The sequence below is a fragment of the Geojedonia litorea genome (genome assembly GCF_042654525.1).
Lineage (GTDB): Bacteria > Bacteroidota > Bacteroidia > Flavobacteriales > Flavobacteriaceae > Geojedonia > Geojedonia litorea.
The window spans coordinates 133,722-156,863 of the sequence record NZ_JBHSGP010000012.1 but is presented as its reverse complement, the minus strand read 5'-3'; the positions used below and the strand labels follow the sequence as shown (position 1 = coordinate 156,863).

At 33.7% G+C, this 23,142-nt stretch carries 23 protein-coding genes; 13 read left to right on the top strand and 10 right to left on the bottom strand.

Annotation, left to right across the window (positions count from 1 at the left end):
- The first annotated feature begins 11 nt into the window (after positions 1 to 11).
- Entirely contained in the window at positions 12 to 1,046 is a 1,035-nt protein-coding gene (locus ACFO5O_RS06805; RefSeq protein WP_387962192.1) for an o-succinylbenzoate synthase, read from the top strand.
- A 2-nt stretch (positions 1,047 to 1,048) separates the two neighbouring features.
- Positions 1,049 to 2,017 carry a CPBP family intramembrane glutamic endopeptidase gene (locus tag ACFO5O_RS06800; RefSeq protein ID WP_387962190.1) on the top strand — a complete coding sequence of 323 codons (969 nt, stop codon included), beginning with the start codon at positions 1,049 to 1,051 and terminating at the stop codon, positions 2,015 to 2,017.
- A 29-nt stretch (positions 2,018 to 2,046) separates the two neighbouring features.
- Here ACFO5O_RS06800 and ACFO5O_RS06795 read toward each other — a convergent pair whose 3' ends face one another.
- Together ACFO5O_RS06795 and ACFO5O_RS06790 are read right to left on the bottom strand one after the other, a co-directional pair.
- Positions 2,047 to 3,978: a hypothetical protein gene (locus tag ACFO5O_RS06795; RefSeq protein WP_387962188.1), complete on the bottom strand. Its 1,932-nt coding sequence runs from the start codon at positions 3,976 to 3,978 to the stop codon at positions 2,047 to 2,049.
- Complete coding sequence (locus ACFO5O_RS06790) at positions 3,978 to 5,861, bottom strand: DUF3857 domain-containing protein (protein WP_387962186.1); 1,884 nt, start codon at positions 5,859 to 5,861, stop codon at positions 3,978 to 3,980. Before ACFO5O_RS06790 ends, ACFO5O_RS06795 begins: the two co-directional genes overlap by 1 nt.
- A 104-nt stretch (positions 5,862 to 5,965) precedes the next feature.
- On the opposite strand from ACFO5O_RS06790, the gene ACFO5O_RS06785 reads away from it, so the two are divergent.
- Positions 5,966 to 7,030, top strand: coding sequence for an AMP-binding protein (locus tag ACFO5O_RS06785; RefSeq protein ID WP_387962184.1), 1,065 nt, complete (start codon positions 5,966 to 5,968; stop codon positions 7,028 to 7,030).
- Between the two features lie 32 nt (positions 7,031 to 7,062).
- Here ACFO5O_RS06785 and ACFO5O_RS06780 read toward each other — a convergent pair whose 3' ends face one another.
- On the bottom strand, positions 7,063 to 7,485 hold the full coding sequence (locus ACFO5O_RS06780) for a DoxX family protein (RefSeq protein WP_387962182.1): 423 nt from the start codon (positions 7,483 to 7,485) through the stop codon (positions 7,063 to 7,065).
- Between the two features lie 144 nt (positions 7,486 to 7,629).
- Between ACFO5O_RS06780 and ACFO5O_RS06775 the strand changes: the two genes are divergently transcribed.
- Positions 7,630 to 8,967: a M24 family metallopeptidase gene (locus ACFO5O_RS06775; RefSeq protein WP_387962180.1), complete on the top strand. Its 1,338-nt coding sequence runs from the start codon at positions 7,630 to 7,632 to the stop codon at positions 8,965 to 8,967.
- A gap of 69 nt (positions 8,968 to 9,036) precedes the next feature.
- Here ACFO5O_RS06775 and ACFO5O_RS06770 read toward each other — a convergent pair whose 3' ends face one another.
- Positions 9,037 to 10,665 (bottom strand): acyl-CoA carboxylase subunit beta, encoded by a 1,629-nt coding sequence (locus tag ACFO5O_RS06770; RefSeq protein WP_387962178.1) that lies wholly within the window; start codon positions 10,663 to 10,665, stop codon positions 9,037 to 9,039.
- Positions 10,666 to 10,808: 143 nt separating this feature from the next.
- Between ACFO5O_RS06770 and ACFO5O_RS06765 the strand changes: the two genes are divergently transcribed.
- From ACFO5O_RS06765 to ettA, 6 genes are all read left to right on the top strand, one after another.
- A complete protein-coding gene (locus tag ACFO5O_RS06765) occupies positions 10,809 to 11,339 on the top strand; it encodes an NADPH-dependent FMN reductase (protein WP_387962176.1) in 531 nt (176 codons plus the stop codon).
- Position 11,340: 1 nt separating this feature from the next.
- The gene (locus ACFO5O_RS06760; protein ID WP_387962174.1) at positions 11,341 to 11,625 is read left to right on the top strand and encodes a GNAT family N-acetyltransferase; all 285 of its coding nucleotides are present in this window, start codon (positions 11,341 to 11,343) and stop codon (positions 11,623 to 11,625) included.
- Positions 11,626 to 11,648: 23 nt separating this feature from the next.
- Positions 11,649 to 12,086: a MarR family winged helix-turn-helix transcriptional regulator gene (locus tag ACFO5O_RS06755; protein WP_387962172.1), complete on the top strand. Its 438-nt coding sequence runs from the start codon at positions 11,649 to 11,651 to the stop codon at positions 12,084 to 12,086.
- A 25-nt stretch (positions 12,087 to 12,111) separates the two neighbouring features.
- A complete protein-coding gene (locus tag ACFO5O_RS06750; protein WP_387962170.1) occupies positions 12,112 to 12,834 on the top strand; it encodes a pirin family protein in 723 nt (240 codons plus the stop codon).
- Positions 12,835 to 12,931: 97 nt separating this feature from the next.
- Complete coding sequence (locus ACFO5O_RS06745; RefSeq protein ID WP_099566061.1) at positions 12,932 to 13,114, top strand: CAL67264 family membrane protein; 183 nt, start codon at positions 12,932 to 12,934, stop codon at positions 13,112 to 13,114.
- 54 nt (positions 13,115 to 13,168) lie between these two features.
- The gene (gene ettA / locus ACFO5O_RS06740) at positions 13,169 to 14,860 is read left to right on the top strand and encodes an energy-dependent translational throttle protein EttA (protein ID WP_387962167.1); all 1,692 of its coding nucleotides are present in this window, start codon (positions 13,169 to 13,171) and stop codon (positions 14,858 to 14,860) included.
- A 50-nt stretch (positions 14,861 to 14,910) separates the two neighbouring features.
- On the opposite strand, the gene ACFO5O_RS06735 is transcribed toward ettA, so the two are convergent.
- The 3 genes from ACFO5O_RS06735 to ACFO5O_RS06725 form a co-directional block, all read right to left on the bottom strand.
- Positions 14,911 to 15,129: a hypothetical protein gene (locus ACFO5O_RS06735; RefSeq protein ID WP_387962165.1), complete on the bottom strand. Its 219-nt coding sequence runs from the start codon at positions 15,127 to 15,129 to the stop codon at positions 14,911 to 14,913.
- A gap of 102 nt (positions 15,130 to 15,231) precedes the next feature.
- Positions 15,232 to 15,705 (bottom strand): GNAT family N-acetyltransferase, encoded by a 474-nt coding sequence (locus tag ACFO5O_RS06730; protein ID WP_387962163.1) that lies wholly within the window; start codon positions 15,703 to 15,705, stop codon positions 15,232 to 15,234.
- The gene (locus ACFO5O_RS06725; protein WP_387962161.1) at positions 15,695 to 16,714 is read right to left on the bottom strand and encodes a formimidoylglutamase; all 1,020 of its coding nucleotides are present in this window, start codon (positions 16,712 to 16,714) and stop codon (positions 15,695 to 15,697) included. Before ACFO5O_RS06725 ends, ACFO5O_RS06730 begins: the two co-directional genes overlap by 11 nt.
- Before the next feature lie 93 nt (positions 16,715 to 16,807).
- On the opposite strand from ACFO5O_RS06725, the gene ACFO5O_RS06720 reads away from it, so the two are divergent.
- Positions 16,808 to 17,692: a chromosome partitioning protein ParA gene (locus tag ACFO5O_RS06720; RefSeq protein ID WP_387962159.1), complete on the top strand. Its 885-nt coding sequence runs from the start codon at positions 16,808 to 16,810 to the stop codon at positions 17,690 to 17,692.
- A 49-nt stretch (positions 17,693 to 17,741) separates the two neighbouring features.
- Here ACFO5O_RS06720 and hutI read toward each other — a convergent pair whose 3' ends face one another.
- The 3 genes from hutI to fumC form a co-directional block, all read right to left on the bottom strand.
- Positions 17,742 to 18,980 carry an imidazolonepropionase gene (gene hutI, locus ACFO5O_RS06715; RefSeq protein ID WP_387962157.1) on the bottom strand — a complete coding sequence of 413 codons (1,239 nt, stop codon included), beginning with the start codon at positions 18,978 to 18,980 and terminating at the stop codon, positions 17,742 to 17,744.
- Between the two features lie 90 nt (positions 18,981 to 19,070).
- Positions 19,071 to 20,564 (bottom strand): T9SS type A sorting domain-containing protein, encoded by a 1,494-nt coding sequence (locus ACFO5O_RS06710; protein WP_387962155.1) that lies wholly within the window; start codon positions 20,562 to 20,564, stop codon positions 19,071 to 19,073.
- A gap of 44 nt (positions 20,565 to 20,608) precedes the next feature.
- On the bottom strand, positions 20,609 to 22,006 hold the full coding sequence (fumC, locus tag ACFO5O_RS06705) for a class II fumarate hydratase (protein ID WP_387962153.1): 1,398 nt from the start codon (positions 22,004 to 22,006) through the stop codon (positions 20,609 to 20,611).
- Positions 22,007 to 22,193: 187 nt separating this feature from the next.
- Here fumC and ACFO5O_RS06700 point away from each other — a divergent pair, with 187 nt between their 5' ends.
- On the top strand, positions 22,194 to 22,835 hold the full coding sequence (locus tag ACFO5O_RS06700; protein WP_387962151.1) for a peroxiredoxin: 642 nt from the start codon (positions 22,194 to 22,196) through the stop codon (positions 22,833 to 22,835).
- Between the two features lie 109 nt (positions 22,836 to 22,944).
- A complete protein-coding gene (locus ACFO5O_RS06695; protein ID WP_387962149.1) occupies positions 22,945 to 23,127 on the top strand; it encodes a hypothetical protein in 183 nt (60 codons plus the stop codon).
- Positions 23,128 to 23,142 lie beyond the last annotated feature (15 nt).

The following is a 23,142-nucleotide window of genomic DNA, read 5'->3' as shown; positions in this document are numbered from 1 at the left end:
GGCATCACAATATGAAGGCAAATTACCACAAATACATTCTCAATTTTAAGCAGCCAAGCGGTACTTCAAGAGGGATTTTGAAAACCAAAGAAACATGGTTTATTATTCTGAATTACGAAGGAAAGCTGGGCATTGGTGAATGTGGTATCTTGAGAGGGTTGAGTGCTGATGACAGACCGGATTATGACGATCAGTTAAGATGGACTTGCGAAAACATCTCGTTAGGCCTTGAAAAATTATATGTATCTAACAGGGAGTTTCCTAGTATTCAGTTTGGACTTGAAATGGCCTTTAGATCAATTGAAAGTCAAAACCCATTTATAGTGTTTCCTTCGGCGTTTACAGAAGGGAAGAATTCAATACCTATTAACGGATTGATTTGGATGGGTTCTGAAACTTTTATGAAACAGCAAATCAAGGATAAAATAGAATCAGGTTTCAGCTGTATAAAAATGAAGATTGGAGCTATAGATTTCGAGACTGAAATTCAGCTTTTAAAGTCCATTAGAAAAGAATTTTCATCAAAGGACATTGAACTTCGTGTTGATGCTAATGGGGCTTTTTCTAAAAATGAAGCTATGGAAAAGTTAAAGCATCTATCTGATCTTGATTTACATTCCATTGAACAACCTATAAAAGTGAAACAGTGGGAAGATATGGCAAGGTTATGCGCCGAAACGCCGTTGCCAATAGCTTTAGATGAAGAATTAATAGGGGTCTTTTCAGTAACAAAAAAGAAACAATTGCTACAAACCATACAGCCACAATTTATTATTTTGAAGCCAAGTTTTATTGGAGGCTATAGAGGAAGTGAAGAATGGATTACCATTTGTGATCAATTTGGTGTTGCGTGGTGGGTTACTTCGGCACTTGAAAGCAATATTGGGTTGAATGCTATTGCTCAATGGACTTATAATTTAAAAAATGAATTACCGCAAGGACTTGGTACTGGTAGCTTATTCACCAATAATTTTGACTGTCCGTTAGAAGTAACTCATGGTGAATTAAACTATAACAAAAAACTAAACTGGAATTTTAATTTATAATTATGTATATAGAACAAGCATATAAGGGTCTTCATGACTGGTGGAGATATATAGTTGGGGTGATAATTGCTATAGCAGGTGTTTTCATATTTTCCGTGCCTCATGCTGCCGCGATTGCTTACAAGCAACTAAAGGGAGAAGTGGATATGTCTAAACTTAATGACATCAACTATATTATGACCCTTTTTGAGTCCAATATTAATCTCATTTTAATATTATTACCTTTTGTAGGTGGATTAATTTGTTTATTGTTAGCAGTAAAATTTCTACACAAGCAACCATTAATTCAATTAACAACAACCAGAAAAAGTATCGATTGGAAACGCTTTTGGTTTGTGTTTTTCTTTTGGGGAATACTATCTTCAGGATTAGTACTGCTCGATTATTTTATGTCACCAGACGACTATGTATTAAATTTTAATCTTACGCCATTTTTAATTCTGTGTGTAATTGCTATTATTCTAGTGCCTTTACAGACCAGTTTTGAAGAATACTTGTTCAGAGGGTATTTAATGCAAGGGCTGGGCATTATAACTAAAAGAAAATGGGTGCCACTCATTACCACCTCTTTGGTTTTTGGTTTGCTGCACATTTCGAATCCTGAGGTCGAAAAACTTGGCTATATCATAATGGTTTATTACATAGGCACGGGCTTGTTTTTGGGTATTATGACGCTTATGGATGAAGGTTTGGAGCTTGCATTAGGGTTTCATGCAGCTAATAATTTATTCACGGCCTTGTTGGTTACGGCAGATTGGACAGCTTTTCAAACGCATTCAATTTTTAAGGATTTGTCAGATCCTACCGAAGCAGGCTTTATTGATGTTTTTATGCCAGTTTTTGTAGTGTTTCCAATACTGCTGTTTATTTTTTCAAAAGTGTATAAATGGAATAATTGGAAGGGCAAATTATTAGGAAGGGTAGAGGAACAATCAGTTCATGAAGAAATAAATGACATAGGAGTATCATAAAAAAAAAGCGACCATTTGGTCGCTTTTTTTTATTCTTTTGCCTTAATAAGTATGGCCGCTTTATTGAAATCGGAGGCGGCGTTAATTACATTCCTAAATTCGTCGTAACGCGTTAAATCATATTCATGAGATTTGTAAAACTCTTGAATAGTGATTATGATTTTATTTCCATCCATTTTATAATTGGATTCAAATTTACAGATCTTTTCACCATTTTCAGATTTGTAACTATTGTCAATTGCTAATGAGTTTAGGCCTTCAGCTACATAACCTTCTGGGATATTAACCGTAATGGTATAATCATATTGGTTTGGATACTGCATCTCAATTGGGTTAACACGTTTTGTTTCTTGATACAGTTCGCTTTGTATTCCAATAACTTTTCCAACTTCAAAAATATAGCTGTCTCCTGCATCTTCGAGTAAAGATTCTGATGTGATTTTAGATTTTACAATAAAAGGTTTGTTGTATTCTAATTGATTCATATCGGTATTTTCAAGAGAATATTCTACAATTTCCTTATCCTCAATACCAGATCCTGTTAAGTAGTCTTTAAATTCTTTTATGCCTTGTTCTGACGATAGCGTAAGGACCGCTCTGTTAGTTTCAGACCAATGACCATAATATTCCTGGTATTCTTTAACTGAAACGTGTTCAAATTCATTTTCAAAATTGATATCCATTTGTCGGTAGATTCTACTGTAATTTGGATCCTCTTGGTCAATTTTATGAAAATAATAATTGTAATCACTGTTTATAAACATACCATAATTTCCTAGAATATTAAAAGGTGCCTCTGCAACTCGGTTTTCGATACGATCAGGTGCGATATATTTTTTTTCAGTCGGAAGATAAATTAAAAAATCTCGCAGCATATTTGGAATAAAGAACTCTGGATCAAATTTAAACTGAAACCTGTTGGCTGTAATCACAATTTCGTATGGAACGTTAAGTGCTTTTAAATAATGACCATAAGCCTTTAATATGCTATAATCACTGGCCGATCTGTTTTTTAAAATGTAATCTATATTGGTGAGTTCGGCATTGTTGTTTTTAACAATTGTAAAATTTGTTTTGATAAAATTATCTACCCTAGATGCCTTTTCAAAATTTGATAAATCTTGTTTTCCTTCAGTAATTAATGCCAAATCACTTTCAATTTGACTAGCTACGGTTACTGGAAAAAACTTGGAGCCCACATTATTTGAAACATTGGCCCAAAACATATCTTGTGTAAAGGATTGCCCTTGTGGATAACATTGATAAGCAACTTCAATTTTGTTGGCATTAGGTGTTGCATATTCTTCTTCAAGTATGGCAGGAATATCTTTTAACTGTAATAGTTTAGCTTTATTACTATCAACTGTGATGTCTTTAAACTTGGAATTGGTACGATAAGCTTTTATGTCGTATTCGAGGCTACCTGGAATGAACAAAAACTGCGCATCTTTTATGAGGTAATTTGATTGAAGCGTTTCTGAACCAAAAATATCAAACTCTTTTTCAACGGTGTATAGTACTTCAATTTCAGAGTTTTTTTCTACGCCTTCAATAGCAAAAATTTTAAAATCACCATATTCTTCAACATTTTTTACCTCTTTTATATTGTCTTTATTTAAAAGTGTAACTTTTCCTTTAGCATTTATGGTACGCGCTTTAACATCAATAAGGGTTTTTACGCCGTACATAGGAATATAAACGGTATTGTGTCTTGCAATACCCTTGTCATCATTAACGCGTGTAATTGTGTGTTCTGTTTCAAAACATCTAGGTTCTGGAGATAAAACACTTGTTTTAAATTCAACAATATGTTTTTTTAAAATTCCAACGGAAGACTCTTTTAATTCTTCTTTAGTTAATGAATGATGTTCTGGCTTTGCACTCCAGTCGTATGAAGTATAATGTTGCGAAAAGCAAGTTGAAGTGGTTAGAAATAGGACTAAAGTTATGTTCTTTATCATTATAGTTGTTCTATGATTATACTTTTTTTGTAGGCTTTTATAAGACTTTTAATAAAGTCGTTCCAGGATTCGAAATCTTTGTTTTGAATGCTTAAGGTGTTGACATAAATTGATTTGTGCTGAATTACTTTAGACCCTTCAGTTGAATATGATATTTCAAAACCGTAATCTGGGTTGTCAAATGAAAGCGTTTCAGGAATGTAGCTGGCCTTAAATCCATTGGGAATATCGAAGGTTGTTGTAAACTCCTTTATGAATTTATAGTCAATTTTTTTACTGTATTTTCTATCTTTTGTGTCAATATTACTTTGTGATAAAGTGCGATCGATATTCAAATTAACATAGTATTTCCCTCCAATGGATTTAGCATAGTTTTCAATACTTAAGTCATAATTAATGACTAATGGCGTGTTTTTATTATCAAAATTCTCCATTTTGATATTAGTATACTTGGTTTTATTATTTCCAAGTGCTAAAGTTGTATTTAAGAATTCTTCTTCTGTTTTATCCGCCTTTTTATAGGTGTAGTCGGAGATGAAATCTACCTTATCATAGCCAATTAATTGTCGTTGTTCAGCAACGTTTAGGGTTTCGTCATTTAAAGACATATGACTTGTAATCTTGGAAACACTTTGTTCTGGTTTTTGGGCAGGAACGGTTATGATTTTAAAGGTTTCTTCATCAATACCCAAAAGTGCTTCTTTGGTTTGTGTAAAGGCACTAGGCATACCAAAAGGGACATAACTATCAGTAGCATCTAAAAAGATAGTGTCGTTATCAATAATTACGGTATTAATCATATGATTATCTACCATAGGAGTTGGTACTTCTTTATACGAATAATGACGATCTCGTGTACCTATCCATGTTCTGTATGATGTGATTCCAACATGATTGAGCATCTCATAAAGCAAATTGGCCATATCTTTACAATCACCATAACGTTTTTCACATACACTCGCTGCTCCTCTTGGTATAAAACCACCTAATCCATCTTCAAAAGCCACATAAGTAATATTATCTTGTACCCAATTAAAAATGGCTTCCGCTTTGTCTCGATCTGACGATAGATTTTTTGTCACACTTTCGGCAATTGCATATACCTTGTCAAGTGCATTGGTATCTATTTGCTTCACAAGGGAAGCGTACCATTTATATAAATCTTTAGTGTCGTTGAGTACATTATGAACCTTGCCATTTTCTTCATAGCTCTTAATATAGACGATGATGTGCGGCAAATAATACAAGGCTGACTCTGAATCTTCTTCACCTTCAAAACCTTTAAGGTTGTTTACAGTCCATGTATATTTATTACTATTACTTAAGGATTCTTTTTTAAAGTCTAAATTAATGCCTTCGGTATTGAAATCTATATAGCCAATAGTGACATTCTTTGGGAATTCAATTGAAAGCTGTGCATGTTTTGTAGGGACATAGGTGCCAAATCGAAACATTCCTAAAAAATGTGGATCTTTAATAACTTCAGTGTAATTTAAATTTGTAATTGCACCTTCAGTTACGGCTGGAAAAGTAAAATGTTTAGCTTCTTGGTCACTGTAAAAAACACCGTTGTCAAATTCGCGTTTAGTTTCAATATAATCTACATTAATTTTTTTGTCAAATTTTGGTAAATACGTATACGCATCAATATTTTCAATTGACGTAAAACTATCAAAATGCATTACTTCATTAGCAAAATAAAGCTTTTTTGAAGTTAAATACTGGGCCTGTTCTGAAACATGTTTTGCAATATCAAATTTGTGATCAGACAGTTCAATTTTTATATTTTCATAACGTTTGAGATAGATATAATCTTCGTTTGAAAAGTCTTGAGCAAATGCAACTAATGGCACGCTCAAAAGAATAATAAGGGCTCTCATCATAGATTCTAACTTAATTTCCAAATATAACTATATTTTAATATTAATTTTTAACTTCGAATCGTTAAAAATAGTATAATTTTATTTCAATTAATTGTGTTCCAAAAATGATACCAACCTTTGATAAAATCCATTTAAAATTTAAATTAAATAATACAAACTATTCTCATGAAGAGTTAAAGGAAGTAGCATATAGCCTTGTGAAAGAAGGGGTTTATTACGAAAAAACTATTGGCGACTTTTTGCTCGACTGGTTAGATGATAAGGATTATATTGTTGTTAATACTTCAGGGTCCACTGGTCAACCTAAAGTGATGCATTTGCATAAACAAGTTATGGTGAATTCTGCCATTGCAACGGGAAATTATTTACAGTTAGAACCAGGACAAACGGCATTACACTGCCTACCTACAAATTTTATAGCTGGGAAAATGATGCTTGTAAGAGCTATGATTTTAGGTCTTGAAATTGATATGGTTGAACCTACCTCACAGCCGATTTTCGACTATGATAAAACGTATCATTTTGCAGCAATGCTCCCAATGCAACTCAAGTCTACACTTAATTATTTGCATAATGTAAAAATTATGATTGTAGGAGGATCATTAGTCTCTCCACAATTAATAGAAATGACAAAAGGTATTCAAACTAAAGTTTTTGCGACTTATGGTATGACCGAAACAGCTACGCACATTGCCTTGAAACCTATCAATCACGCCAAAAAATCTGCTTTTTTTAAGGCTCTTCCAGGAGTGAGCCTTTCTCAAGATGACCGAGATTGTTTGGTTATTGAAGCTCCGTCAATTTCAGATGAAAAAGTTATAACTAACGATATTGTAAAATTACATTCTGAAACTGAATTTGAGTGGCTAGGACGCTATGATAATGTTATTAATTCAGGAGGAATCAAGATATTCCCTGAACAAATTGAAGAGAAATTAAGAGGAAAGATCGACCAACAATTTTTTGTAACTTCTGAACCAAATGATCAGCTTGGAGAACAACTGATATTAATATTGGAAAGTGACGAAAACACATTGAGAAACGATGTTTTTGTAGGGTTGAAAAAATTTGAAACACCTAAAGCTATTTATACTGTTCGAAAATTTGAAATGACACCAACAGGTAAAATCAAACGAACTGAAACCTTAAAATTGGTGAATAGAAAATAACTTAAAAATTCGAGTAGTCTAAATTTATTAGGTCATTGCTGCATTTTAAAGTAATAGTCAGCTGAATGTTTTCCAGAACCATAAAACAAGAAAAATACACAAACCAAAAATGTAATACTGGCTAGTAGTAAGTTGGTTGTGTTCATTTCTCCAGCAAAATTTATTACTATGGCACCAATCAAAATAGGTAATTGTCCAATAATTGCCCATCTGGTGAGTAATCCAAAAACAATTAAAATTCCACCTATAAAGTGCGCGGGTGCTACATAATGAATCATGATCATGCCGCCGGCCATATTTTTAAAAGGAGCAAATAATTCGACTAACATTTGGCTATTACCCATAAAATTAATGCCTTTCATAAATAAAAAAACACCTAAAGCCATACGTAGTATATCTAATGGTACATAGGTATGGGCATTAGCCCATTTATTGAGTGATTTTATCTTTCCCATGATTAAAAATGTAATGATTTAATGTAGTTAAGATACAAAATATTAATGAAATAATTGATGGTGATAAAATCGAAGAAAGGTTAGTTCTGTATATAGCTTTAAAATAGTTATATTTCACTTTTTAAAAATGTTAACATCAATCCCATGAAATATATTTGGATATTTTTTTTAGCCATAACTATTAATAGTAATTCGCAACAGGTCCTTTCAGAAAAGGAGCGAGCAGCTGTTGTTGACGATATATTAGCAGATAGGTTTAATAACCTATTACCTGATTTAATGGACAGGGCTGAAATAGATATGTGGATATTAATATCAAGAGAATACAATGAGGATCCTGTTTTAAAAACGATGCTACCTGCTACTTGGCTTAATGCTAGACGAAGAACAATTATTGTGTTTTACAAAAATAAAGCTAATGAATCAATTGAAAAACTGGCTGTGGCTCGATATAATTTTGGTGATAATATAATATCTGCTTGGGATAAGGACAAGGAACCTAGTCAATGGAAAGCATTAATGGAGTTAATTGAAGACCGAAGTCCTAATACAATTGGACTTAATTATTCCAAAAATTTTAACATCGCAGATGGTTTGGATAAAACAGATTATGATGAATTTATGCAGTTTTTGCCCGAGAAATATAGAGATAGAGTCGTTTCTGCGGAAAAATTGGCTATAGGATGGATAGAAACAAGAACAGAGCGTGAAATGGTTATTTATAGACAATTAGTTGACATTACCCATGACATAATTGCTGAAGCTTTTTCAGAAAAAGTTATTACTCCAGGAGTTACTACAACATCTGATGTTGAGTGGTGGATGCGTGAAAAAGTCACCAATTTGGGTCTTGAGACTTGGTTTCATCCAACTGTGGATGTGCAACGGTCTAGTGAAGGTTTAAAAGGGCATTTATATTCATTTTCTAATCGACCTGACCAAACCATTATTTTACCAGGTGATTTGTTACATTGTGATTTTGGAATAACTTACTTGCGACTAAATACCGACTGTCAGGAATTGGCTTATGTCTTAAAACCAAACGAAACAGATCCTCCGAAATTTTTAATTGACGCGTTAGCTGAAGGAAATAAGCTTCAGGATATTTTAACCCTAAATTTTATTGAAGGAAAAACAGGGAATGAAATTTTACTTAAATCACTAAATGAAGCAAAAAAAGTAGGAATGAGGCCGTCAATTTACACACACCCTTTAGGTAGTTATGGGCATTCATCAGGACCAACAATAGGTATGTGGGATTCACAACAAGGTGTTGAAGGTAATGGGGATTATCCGTTATATTACAATACTGTGTATGCCATAGAGTTAAATACTACGGTCACAGTTCCTCAATGGAATAGAGATGTGAGAATAATGCTTGAAGAAGCAGGGTTTTTTGGTGTGGATGGATTTAGGTATGTTAATGGACGCCAAACCCAATTACTTACTATTCCTCGACTAAAATTACATCAAGGCAATTAATTTTTTATTGGTCATGTTTTATATAGTTTAATACCCTCCTGTAACCATTTAGTGTGTTTAAAGTTTGTTTTATACTTGTAAAACACCCATATTAAATTTTTTCTCAATAGGGGAGTGATTGGCGGCTTCAATTCCCATACTAATCCAAGTTCTAGTATCTAATGGGTTTATAATAGCATCTGTCCATAGTCTGGCTGCTGCATAGTACGGAGATACTTGAGCGTCATAGCGATCTTTAATTTTATTAAACAGTTCTTCTTCTTTTTCTTGTGTAATAGTTTCACCTTTTTTCTTTAGTGAAGCTGTTTCTATTTGCAAAAGAACTTTCGCAGCCGAATTACCACTCATAACAGCGAGTTCTGCACTAGGCCAAGCTACAATCAGCCTAGGGTCATAAGCCTTGCCACACATGGCATAATTTCCAGCGCCATAACTATTACCAATAACAATAGTAAATTTAGGAACAATACTGTTGCTTACAGCATTCACCATTTTAGCGCCATCTTTTATAATACCACCATGTTCACTTTTACTACCCACCATAAATCCGGTGACATCCTGTAAAAACACCAAAGGAATCTTTTTCTGATTACAATTGGCAATAAAGCGGGTGGCTTTATCGGCGCTATCATTGTAAATCACACCTCCAAATTGCATTTCACCCTTTTTGGTTTTAACTAACTGGCGTTGATTGGCCACTATACCTACTGCCCAGCCATCAATTCTGGCATAAGCCGTAATAATGGTTTTACCATACCCGGCCTTATATTCATCAAATTCAGAATTATCTACTAATCGTTTAATAATTTCGTACATGTCATATTGATCGGCGCGCGATTTTGGGATAATTCCAAATATATCATCTTCATTTTCAGAAGGCTTAACAGGTTTAATTCGGTTAAAGCCAGCTTTATCATAATCACCAATTTTATCGATAATGTTTTTGATGGTGTCTAGTGCGTCCTGATCATCTTTGGCCTTGTAATCTGTAACACCCGATATTTCACAGTGTGTTGTGGCTCCTCCCAAAGTTTCATTATCAATAGTTTCACCAATGGCCGCTTTTACCAAATAACTTCCTGCTAAAAAGATACTTCCTGTTTTATCAACGATTAATGCTTCATCACTCATAATGGGTAAATATGCACCTCCAGCCACACAACTACCCATGACTGCGGCAATCTGAGTAATGCCCATACTACTCATTATAGCGTTATTTCTAAAAATTCGACCAAAGTGTTCTTTATCCGGGAAAATCTCGTCTTGCATAGGTAAATAAACGCCTGCAGAATCTACCAAATAGATGATGGGTAATTTATTTTCAATGGCAATTTCCTGTGCGCGTAAATTCTTTTTACCAGTTATTGGAAACCAAGCGCCAGCTTTCACCGTCGCATCATTGGCAACTACCATGCATTGTTTTCCTTTGATGTAACCAATTTTAACCACTACACCTCCAGATGGACAACCACCATGTTCTTTATACATTTCTTCACCTGCAAAAGCTCCGATTTCAATTGATTTTGACTTTGAGTCCAAAAGATAATCAATACGCTCCCTTGCGGTCATTTTACCTTTAGAATGGTGTTTATCAATACTTTTTTGCCCACCACCAAGCTTAACTTTGGCAAGACGGCGACGTAAATCAGACATTAAGAGTTTATTATGATCTTCGTTTTTATTGAAGCTAAGGTCCATATAAGTAAATTTAATTTGCAACGAATTTACAAAAGATGTGCTTGTATAAAAAGTGAATAATTTGTTAAATAATATAACATGGAAATATATACCTAGGAAAATAAAAATAAAATTAATATATTTGCCATGGAAAATAAATTAAAATGAAGAATATAATAGCATTTGCAGGAAGTAATAGTAGGTCGTCTATAAATAAACAACTAGTGACTTATGCCTCGAGTTTATTAGATAATGCCAAAGTAGACCTGTTAGATTTAAACGATTTCGAAGTACCCTTGTTTGGGGTAGATTTAGAGGCAGAAATGGGGCATCCCGAAAATGCCAAGTTACTATTGAACCAAATAAAACAAGCCGATGGCGTTTTATTGTCCTTGGCTGAACATAATGGTGCATATACAGCTGTATTTAAAAACATGTTAGATTGGATGTCGCGTATAGAGTCTAAAAATTTTTATGGAAAACCAATGCTTTTAATGGCAGCTTCACCAGGAGGTAGAGGTGGGAAATCTGTGCTTGCAATGGCAAATGATCGATTTCCAAGGCATAATGCAAATATTGTTGCAGACTTTTCTTTTCCTTCGTTTGGTTCAAATTTTTCGGAAGGACAAATTGTAAACGAAGAACTAAAGGAAGAATTAATATCAAAAGTAGAACTTTTTGAAAATGCGATTTAAAATGGACATAAAGCAAACAGATAACGGTAAAAAAGGAAAATTTTATTTGGAACTCGACGGTGTTGAAGAAGCTCAAATGACTTACACTTATGCGGGCCCTCATAAAATTATTATTGATCATACCGAAGTTAGTGAGAAACTTAAAGGTCAGGGTGTGGGTTATAAGCTGGTAGAATTTGCTGTGCAATTTATGAGAGCAAAAGAAATTAAAGCAATTCCACTTTGTCCGTTTGCAAATGCAGTCTTTCAAAAGAAGAAAGAAGTGTATTTTGATGTAATGGCTTAGTATAATGTGTTAAAAAATAACCAATGGGAGATATTTCAAAAGACGTAAATTCAAAATTCATCAATGCTAAAGTGAAGGCAATAATCAATATTTTGTACACTGCTAATTGGATAACTAATTATCAAAACACCTATTTCAAACCCTTTGGAATTTCACCACAGCAATATAATATTTTAAGAATATTAAGAGGCGCCGATCAACCACTAAAGGTACAAACTATAAAGCGGAGAATGATTGATAGATCTCCGAACGCTACACGTTTAATGGATAAATTATGCGCTAAGCAACTTATTGATCGCATACCATGCCCAGGAGATAGAAGAGTAGTCCATATTGAAATAACAGAGAAGGGGTTGAGTTTATTAAATGAAATAGACGAAGATTTTAATGAAGATATTTTGGAAAAGATAACAGAGCAAGAGGCCACGAAATTAAGTGACTTACTCGATAAATTAAGATAAAACAAAAATAGAATAAACTAATAAAATGAAAACAACGTTTCATAAAGCAGAATCAAGAGGGTTTGCTAACCACGGATGGTTACAAGCTAATCATTCATTCAGTTTTGCCAATTATTATAACCCAGAAAATATGAATTTTGGGGCTTTAAGAGTACTTAATGATGATGTAATTGCACCAAAAATGGGTTTTGGAACTCATCCACATAACAATATGGAAATCATAACCATTCCATTAAAAGGTGTTCTAAAGCATCGCGATAATATGCATGATGAGTGGCAACCGGTTTTGCCTGGAGAAGTTCAAGTAATGTCAGCTGGCACAGGAGTACAGCATTCCGAAATAAATGGATCAATTGTTGAGCATTTAAGTCTTTTTCAAATATGGATTATGCCAAATAAACAAAATGTTGCTCCGCGCTATGGTCAAAAAACATTTGATGTAAATGATAGGATCAATAAACTACAAACCTTGGTGACTTCAATTGATGATGATCATGAAGGTAGTCTAAAAATCCACCAGGATGCTAAAATCTCAAGAATTGATTTAGAAAATGGTCAAAATTTTCAATATAATTTAATGAGTATCAAACATGGAGTATATTTAATGAATATTCATGGAAGAATTTCAATTGATAATAAAACCTTAAACACAAGAGATGCTATTGGTATATGGGATGCTTCATCCTTTGAAATTTCATCTGAAGAAGATTCTAGTGTACTGTTCATAGAAGTTCCCATGAATTTTTAAATTTTTAATTATTTCAAATAAAGAAGCATTCAGAATTGAATGCTTTTTTTATGAAAAAACCCGATATTTGTGATTCGAATAAAAATAACTAACTATTATGGCGATGAATAAAAATACGGTTTTAGCTTGGGCTACAACCATTATGATAATTGTAGGATTAGCTTTAATTGCTCTGGGCGCGTTTAGGTACGATGATGTTGCGGGTTGGGGCTTTGCTGCCGTAGGTATTGGTTTTTTTGCCAATGCGTGGGTGTTTAACGCACTAAAAGGAAGAGTGTAACAATTTGATAATTTAACTTGAGTCAGTTCTTGACTCTCTATCTATTCAAAAATAATGAGTGACGATAAAAAGGTGATTTTTTCAATGTCTGGTGTTACTAAGACATTTCAAAGTGCAAATACGCCAGTTCTAAAAAATATTTATTTAAGTTTTTTCTATGGTGCTAAGATTGGGATATTAGGACTTAATGGATCAGGAAAATCAACTCTTTTAAAGATTATTGCAGGAGTTGATAAAAATTTTCAGGGCGATGTTGTGTTTTCTCCTGGGTATACTGTTGGGTATTTAGAGCAGGAACCTCAATTAGATGATAATAAAACGGTAATGGAAGTTGTACGTGAAGGTGCTGCCGAAACTGTTGCTATTCTTGACGAGTATAATAAAATCAACGACATGTTTGGATTAGAAGAAGTGTATTCTAATCCAGATAAAATGGAAAAATTGATGAATCGCCAAGCCGAATTGCAAGACCAGATTGATGCAGCAAACGCTTGGGAACTGGACACAAAACTTGAGATTGCAATGGATGCGTTGCGAACTCCTGATGGAGACAAGAAGATTGGAGTACTTTCGGGAGGTGAACGTCGACGTGTTGCATTGTGCCGTCTTCTATTACAAGAACCGGATGTATTGCTTTTAGATGAGCCCACTAACCATTTAGATGCCGAATCGGTACATTGGTTGGAGCACCATTTAGCACAGTATAAAGGAACAGTAATTGCTGTAACACACGATAGGTATTTTCTTGATAATGTAGCTGGTTGGATTTTAGAACTTGATCGAGGAGAAGGGATTCCATGGAAAGGAAATTATTCATCTTGGTTAGATCAAAAATCTAAACGTTTGGCACAAGAAAGCAAAGTGGCTTCTAAACGTCAAAAAACCCTCGAACGCGAGCTAGAATGGGTAAGACAAGGGGCTAAAGGGCGCCAAACCAAACAAAAAGCCCGTTTGAATAACTATGATAAATTGTTGAGCCAAGACCAAAAACAACTTGACGAAAAACTAGAAATATATATCCCTAATGGGCCACGATTAGGAACTAATGTAATTGAAGCGGTTGGGGTTAGTAAAGGGTACGATGATAAATTATTGTATGAGGATTTAAACTTTAAACTTCCACAAGCAGGTATCGTTGGTGTAATTGGTCCAAATGGAGCTGGTAAAACAACCATTTTCAGAATGATTATGGGTGAAGAAACACCAGATAAAGGCGAATTTAAAGTTGGTGATACCGCTAAATTGGCCTATGTAGATCAAAAACACTCTAATATTGATCCTGAAAAATCCATTTGGCAAAATTTTAGTGATGAACAAGAATTGATATTAATGGGCGGACGTCAAGTAAACTCTAGAGCTTACTTAAGCCGGTTTAACTTTTCTGGAAGTGAGCAAAATAAAAAGGTTAAGTTGCTTTCTGGTGGTGAACGTAACCGCTTGCATTTAGCAATGACACTTAAAGAAGAAGGTAACGTTTTACTTTTAGATGAACCAACTAATGATTTAGATGTCAATACCTTAAGAGCACTTGAAGAAGGATTAGAGAATTTTGCAGGATGTGCGGTTGTTATTAGTCATGATAGATGGTTTTTAGACAGAATTTGTACCCATATTCTTGCATTTGAAGGTAATTCACAAGTCTATTTCTTTGAAGGAAGTTTTAGTGAATATGAAGACAATAAGAAAAAACGATTAGGTGGCGATTTAATGCCTAAGCGTATCAAATATAAAAAGTTAGTAAGATAAAAAAAGCCCTGCATCGCAGGGCTTTTTTTAAGTATTAAAAGGTTTATTTACTATTTATTTTCATACAGATGACCATCTGTAAAATCTTTATAACTTTCGTCAATTGAAGAATTCATTTCAGTTAATTTCTTGTTTTCTGCTTTAAGCTTATACATTTTTATCACTGCTATTATTATAAAGAACAAAAATACCGTAGCCGTTATTATAAGAATAATAGTCAATTGTGAAGTGCTTACCAAAGCGTAGAGAATGCTCAATATAGTGGACATAACTAAGTTGATAGTAGGGTTAACATGTCCAAATATACAATTTTATTTAATTTGGTAACTGTTTCATAATAAAAATGTTATCATTATTATTAACAACATTGGTTATTCTGGTTTAAGGCTTAAAATCATTTTTATGTTACTACGTTTGTAGGGAGAATTTTTCTCAATTGGTATTTCAACAAAACCATATTTTTTATAAATATAAATGGCATTCTTCAAAATTCTGTTAGAATAGAGCATAAGTGACTCAATTTCAACATTGTTAGAAAAATCAATGCAATGCTGCATGAGCAATTGACCAATCTGAAGTCCACGATGTTGGGGTGAAACAGCCATTTTTGTGAGTTCAAATACTTTTGGATTGTTAGTTGGCATTAGAGCTACTGTACCTACAATTTCATTGTTTATTTGCGCAAAAAAAATATGACCTCCCTTATTAATGATATACTCTTGAGGTTTGCTTAATACCTCTTCATCAAATGGTTCAACATAGAAAAACGTTTTTAACCACTCAATATTGAGATCATAAAAGTTACTAGCATAGTTCTGATTAAATGGTAAGATATTAACTGGCATTGGCTCTAATAAAATCTGTAATTAAATAAGTAATGAATTTACCAATTTGAGTTTCGGTTTCTTGAGTTGGTGAAGCTTCACAAATATGAAGGTACTTGGCATTTTTGTTTTGAGAAAAAAAATGTACATATCTTCGCGCTTTTATAGTATTGAAACCACTTGGGGTCATTGCACTGCTCGGTATATTTTCAACGGCATCACAATCAAATTCAACTCCAAATGAACGTGTAGATACAATTTCTAATGCGTTTTCGAGTTCTTTTTTAAATTTCCTCTCTTTTCTGATTGCAATTGATTCAAATGTGTTATAATGAATTTGCTTGTTTTTGTTCAATGTCTGAAAAATCTCCTGTGGAGTATAATTTTCATGTAGACCAAAAATAAAATATTGATCTAAAAAACCTTCATGTAGCGCATATGTGAATCCGTTGCCACTATGCCTTCCTTCTTCGATTCTAAAATCAGAATGAGCGTCAAAGTTTACCACATTTATAGGCTCTTTTAAGGCAAGCGAAGTCCCTTTAATATTACCATACGCATTGTTGTGGCCACCTCCAATTATAATTGGAATTTTACCAGCTTTTACAATTTGATATACTAATTCAGAAACATCATTGTCAATTTTAGCAACTTTTTTTCGTGCCTTTTGAATATGTTTCTTTTGACTTTGATTTAATTCTTTCAACTTTTCTAATGATTTAGAATAATCTAAATGACCAAGTATAAGTACTTTATTGGCATGTGTAAACTCATTACTTTGAATGTTCAATAAAGGCTTTAAAACTGCATCCCACGCTCTAGACGTTCCTACGTTACCATAGTTAGCAAATACCCCAATATCTTCTTTTATACCAAAAATGACATAGGTAACGTCCAAATTTAAAATCTCATCGTATATAGAATTGAAGTTAGAAAGTAAATGAATATGTTTTCCAAACTTGGATTCACCAGAACGATTTTTTAAAAGACTTTTTAAGTCGTTTTTATTAAATAAAACAAGGTTGTCCATTACGGATTTAAAATTTATTTAAAAATACATATATTTTATTTTTAGCATCGAATGTTATTGATTAATTTAATTACAAAATTTAAACAAAATCTCATGGAGAATACAAACAACAACAAAAGCACAGGGTTAAAAGTAGCCATAGGTATTTTATTAGCCTTGTTTATCGGTACAGGAGTTTATACTTCCAAATTGTACAAGGATAAAAAAGAAACTGAAGCAACCTTAATTAAAGAGAAAGAACAAGTTATGGCCGATTTGAGTACAATGGCAAAACAATACGACATTGTCATAGGTGAAAATGAAGCTGCTAATCAAGATTTAGTTGAAGCGAGAGCTCGAATTCAAGGATTAATGGACTCTTTAAAAATTTCACAAAATAGTGTAGCTAGTTTATGGAGTTACAAAAAGAAATTTCTTGCCTTACAAGAAGAAATGGATGTGTTGTTAACCGAAAATGAAAAACTTAAAGTAGAAAATTCATTATTGGCAACTTCATTAGATAGTACACAAGTTCAACTTGCAGAACGAACCATGTTTACTGATTCATTATTAGTTCAAAACACTGAATTGGCGACCGTTATGGAAAATGCTGCCGTATTACAGACTGTAGGACTAAAAGGATTTGGAGTTATTGAAAGAAGTTCAGGTAAATTGATACCAACCGAACGTGCTAGCCGAAGTGATAAAATTAGAGTTTGTTATACTGTTGCTAAAAACACTTTAGTTGGAGCAGGAGACAAAGAATTATATGTTCAGGTTTTGGATCCTAAAGACAATGTTTTAGGGGCAAATGAGCAAATTCAGTTTGGAGATCAAGTATTAAACTACAGTTTAATAAGTAAATTCAACTATGAAAATAGAAACTTGAATATTTGTGAGTTTGTTGCTCCAAATGATGAATTCATCAAAGGGAAATACACTGTAAACGTATTTAATAAAAAAGAATTAGTGTCGACTACAGAGTTTACACTAAAATAAAAACAATTGATTTTTTTGAAAAGCCCGATAGGTTTTCCTTTCGGGCTTTTTATTTAATAATTGTACCGTTAATAATTACGCTATCAATATGGTTATCCCCAAAGGCGTAAGGCATATAAGCATAGCTTGGAATTTCATTAGTGATAATTAAATTGGCTTTTTTACCTTTAGTTATACTTCCATACAAATTACTAATTCCCATAGCGTAGGCCCCATTAATAGTAGCCGCATTAATGGCTTCTTCAGGTGTCATTTTCATTTTAATACAGGCAGTACTTATAACGAAATTCATGTTACCACTAGGTGTAGAACCTGGATTATAATCAGTTGCAAGTGCTAATGGAAGACCAGCATCAATTAGTTTACGAGCAGGTGTGTAGGGAATACTTAAAAAATAAGAGCAACTGGGCAATGCAACCGGCATAGTATTACTTCCTTTAAGGGCATCCATGTCATCAGGGTTCAATTCTTCAAGATGATCAACTGACAAGGCATTATATTTTACAGCCAAAGCAACGCCACCAAACGCGTTGAATTGATTGACATGTATTTTTGGGATCATATCATGAGCTTTTCCGGCTTTCAAAATTTGTTCGGTATCATCAAGATCAAAATACCCATTTTCACAAAACACATCAATATAATTGGAAAGTTCTTCCTTTTTTACCTTGGGAATAAGTTCATTAATAACTAAATCTAAAAATCCTTGCTTATCATTTTTATAAGCTTTTGGAACAGCATGTGCGGCTAAAAGGGTTGGAATTATTTTTACTTGTGAGTGCTTTTTTAATCGTTTAATGACTCTTAACATTTTGAGTTCGGCTTCTATTGTAAGTCCGTAGCCCGATTTTATTTCAATGGCTCCTGTACCTTGATTGGCAACAAGTTCAAGTCGTTTTAATGATTGTTCAAATAAATCGTCTTCGTTTGTTTGTTGAAGTTTTTCAGCTGAATTTAAAATTCCTCCACCACGATTGGCAATTTCTTCATAGCTTAGACCATTAATTCGATCCACAAACTCTTGGGTGCGATCGCCTGTATAGACCAAATGGGAATGAGAATCACACCACGCAGGAAGCACTGTTTTTCCATTGGCATCAATTATCTTGTTTGCCTCAATACCGATGCAATCGTCCATGGGACCGAATTGTACAATGGTATCATTTTCAATTAGTAGATATGCATTTTTTAGTGTTGGAAGATGTTTCATGTCTTCACCCTTCACTATAGCAATATTAGGCTCTCTAACCTGAAGTAATTCCTTTATGTTTTTAATAAGAATAGTCAAAACTTTATTTTTTTCAAAGTTGATTATTTTTTTAAGAATAAAAAAACGTCAACTTATTAAGTTGACGTTTTGATTTTCTAATGAAATGAATTATTCTTTTACAAATTTATAAGTTGAGTCAAACCCCTTCAACTTTAAAATATATATTCCATTGTGAAGTTTAGAAACGTCTAATGACGCATTTATTTTTAAGGATTCATTCATAACATTTTTACCCAAAATATCATAAACCGTTACATCGACATTTTCAGAAAACCCTTTGAAATTTAATTCTGTTTTTGTTGGATTTGGGTAGATTAGAATATTTTTATCAGAAACACCTTCATCACTTAAAGTAATTAGGTCATTAATAAATAAGCTTACTTGATCTGATAAATAACTCACAGTTACAAAATCTAAATCACCATCATTATCAAAGTCCTGTATTTCAATATCAAATATTGATGGTTGATCATCATTAATTAAAGTTTCAGATCCAAGTCCACCAGCATTATCACTTTGAAACCAAACTAAATCGTTATCAGTCTGACGACCATTAGTTACAATAAGATCATTTTTAGGATCGTCAAGAACACTATTTAAATCGTCATAGAACTTAGCTACCGACGCAGTGCCTGTTCTTAATAATGAGGTACTCACGTGATGTTCAGTCCAGGTAGTTGTAGTTAACGGAAATGGCTCATTACTTGGATCACTGTTGTCATATGAATACCAAGCAATCCCTGAAATTCCATCTTGGCGTAAATAATCTGATTTAATAATGTCTACTCTTCCATCATCGTTTATGTCTGCAAAATTTATGGAATTAAACAGAAAACCATTTCCAGTATCGACGGCATTGGTATAGGCTACGAAAGGGATGTTGCCACTACCATCAATTCCATCAGGGATAAGTCTATTATCATAAACTTTAATTTCCCCACTATCAATGAGGGCGACAAGAACATCGATATCCCCATCATTATCAAAATCCATAATGTTGATTGGCCCAGGTCCTGTTCCGTCAGTTTCGGGTGATATAAAACGCTTTACACCAAAAGTACCGTCTCCATTTCCAAGCATATATACAACACTATCGGTCACATCTCCATCGCCATACACCGAAATTATAACGTCTAAATAACCGTTGACATCATTGTCCAGATTAGTAACAATAATCGCACCTGCGCTTTTAAGATCAGATGAAATTGTTACGGCATTTTGAAAAGTTTCATCTTCATTGTTTTCAAACCAAACCAACTTGTCATTAGCATAACTTGAGGCCAAAATATCATTATATCCATCACCATTAATATCGGCAATAGCAATTCCTTGAACTTTCGATAAATCATCTGGGGCTAATGCAGTTAGGGTAATCCCTGCCTCAAAAGTACCATCACCTTTATTCTTATACCATTCTACAGTACTACCCGCATCTGTACCTATAGCAATATCTAAAAATTGGTCTTTTGTTAAATGGCCTGAAGCTATTGTATATGGTTCAACACTGTTACTTGAAATACTAAATTTACTGAAGGTGATTTGCGAAAATAAGCTCGGACTGATTATTATGCCTAATAAAATTGAAAGTAAAGTCTGCTTCATAGGGAAGTATTAAGAGGATTAATTAATTTCCCTAAGATAATATTTTATTTCAGACCACCCACCATATCTTCAGGTTTTACCCATTTATCATACTCATCTGCAGTAACATACCCTAAGTTTATGGCTTCTTCTTTTAAAGTAGTTCCATTTTTATGAGCAGTATTTGCAATTTCAGCCGCTTTGTAATACCCGATTTTGGTATTAAGTGCCGTAACCAACATTAGCGAATTGTTTAGCAATTGTTTTATCACTTGATGATTTGGCTCTATTCCTACAGCACAATGTTCTTCAAAACTTACGCAAGCGTCACCTAATAATTGAGCTGATTCCAAAACATTGGCCGCCATCATGGGTTTAAAAACATTCAGTTCATAATGACCTTGTGTTCCACCAACGGTTACGGCCACATCATTACCCATTACTTGTGCGCAAACCATAGTTAATGCCTCACACTGTGTTGGATTGACTTTGCCTGGCATGATTGAACTTCCTGGTTCGTTGGCAGGTATGATAATTTCTCCAATCCCACTTCTAGGCCCTGAAGCCATCATTCTAATATCGTTAGCAATTTTATTGAGGGATACCGCTAATTGTTTTAAGGCACCGTGAGTTTCAACTAATGCGTCGTGCGCAGCAAGAGCTTCAAATTTATTTTCGGCCGTAATAAAAGGCAATCCAGTAAATTGAGCAATATATTTAGCAACTAAAACATCGTATCCTTTAGGCGTATTTAATCCAGTTCCTACAGCAGTTCCACCTAATGCCAATTCTGCTAAATGGGGCATTGTATTTTCTAAAGCTTTGAGTCCGTGATCTAATTGAGACACATAGCCTGAAAATTCCTGTCCAAGTGTAAGTGGTGTTGCGTCCATTAAATGCGTTCGTCCAATTTTAACGCAGTCTTTAAATGCAATTGACTTTTCATGTAAGGTATTTCTCAATTTAATAACCCCAGGAATAGTGACATCAGCTATTTTTTTATAAGCAGCTATGTGCATTCCAGTCGGAAATGTATCATTAGAGGATTGTGATTTATTAACATCGTCATTAGGTTGAATCACTTTTTCACCATCACCAATGACACGACCTGCCAATTGTTGTGCTCTGTTCGCAATAACTTCATTCACGTTCATGTTACTTTGTGTGCCTGAACCCGTTTGCCATATCACTAAAGGAAATTGATCATCGTGCTTACCATCCAAAATTTCATCACAAACATTGGCAATTAAATCTCGCTTTTCTTCAGAAAGCACACCAAGTTCACAATTAGTGAATGCTGCTGCTTTTTTAAGATAGGCAAAACCATAAATAATTTCTAATGGCATTGAAGCCGGAGCACCAATTTTGAAATTGTTTCTAGAGCGTTCTGTTTGTGCTCCCCATAATTTATCCGCAGGTACTTCTACCTTGCCCATGGTGTCTTTTTCAATTCTATAATTCATAAACTAAAGGTCTTTTAAATCTAGAACAAAGTTACGGCTTTTTACAGTGAAATTAAACCAGTTTAAGTTTTGTTTGATTATTTTAAATGGACATTTTAAACCACTTAAATCTTTCAATCCCTTCATTTTCAATAGATTTATGTTTATCTTTAATGGATAATTATTGTATAATTTAAAAAATATAAAAATGGCATCAATTAGATTAGGAGACGAAGCCCCAAACTTTACTGCGCAATCTTCAGAAGGTGAAATTATTTTTCATGATTGGTTGGGTAATAGTTGGGGAGTTTTATTTTCACATCCAGCAGATTATACACCAGTTTGTACAACAGAGTTAGGTACAGTAGCTAAATATAAAAAAGAATTTGAAAAGCGAAATGTGAAAGTAGTGGCTTTAAGTGTTGATGGTTTGCAATCTCATCGCGGTTGGATTAGTGACATTAACGAAACACAAAACACAACGGTCAATTTTCCAATTATTGCAGATGAAGATCGAAAAGTCGCTGTTTTATATGATATGATTCATCCTAACGCAGATGAAAAGGCTACCGTGCGATCTGTATTTGTGATTGATCCTGATAAAAAGGTGAAATTAATGATTACTTATCCCGCTTCAACGGGCCGTAATTTTGATGAATTATTACGAGTTATAGATTCTTTACAGCTTACGGCTTATCATAAGGTTGCTACTCCTGCCAACTGGAATAATGGTGAAGACTGTGTAATTGTACCTTCTGTAGCAAATGAAGATATTCCCAGTTTGTTTCCAAAGGGGCATATTGAAATTAAACCTTATTTACGTATGACACCACAGCCTAATTTAAATTAGGATGCCGAGTTTAACTTTTAAAAACCCTGTTAATAAATCTTAAATTTTGTATTGTAAAACAAAATGCTTTATTATATCTTTGCCATAGTTTAAAAAATGAACCATTATTATGTTTGAATTTGATCAATATTTAGGATTTTTAGCGTTTTTAACCATTTTAACCATCGGTTTTTGGTTAATGATTTTTTTAATCACGTTTGTGATTCCTTATTGGATTGGCGGTTCATTAATTGAGCGTTTAAAAGAAATGAGAGAAGAACGAAAAGCAAAACGTGAAGCTGCAAATAGCTAATAATTAGTGTTAAAC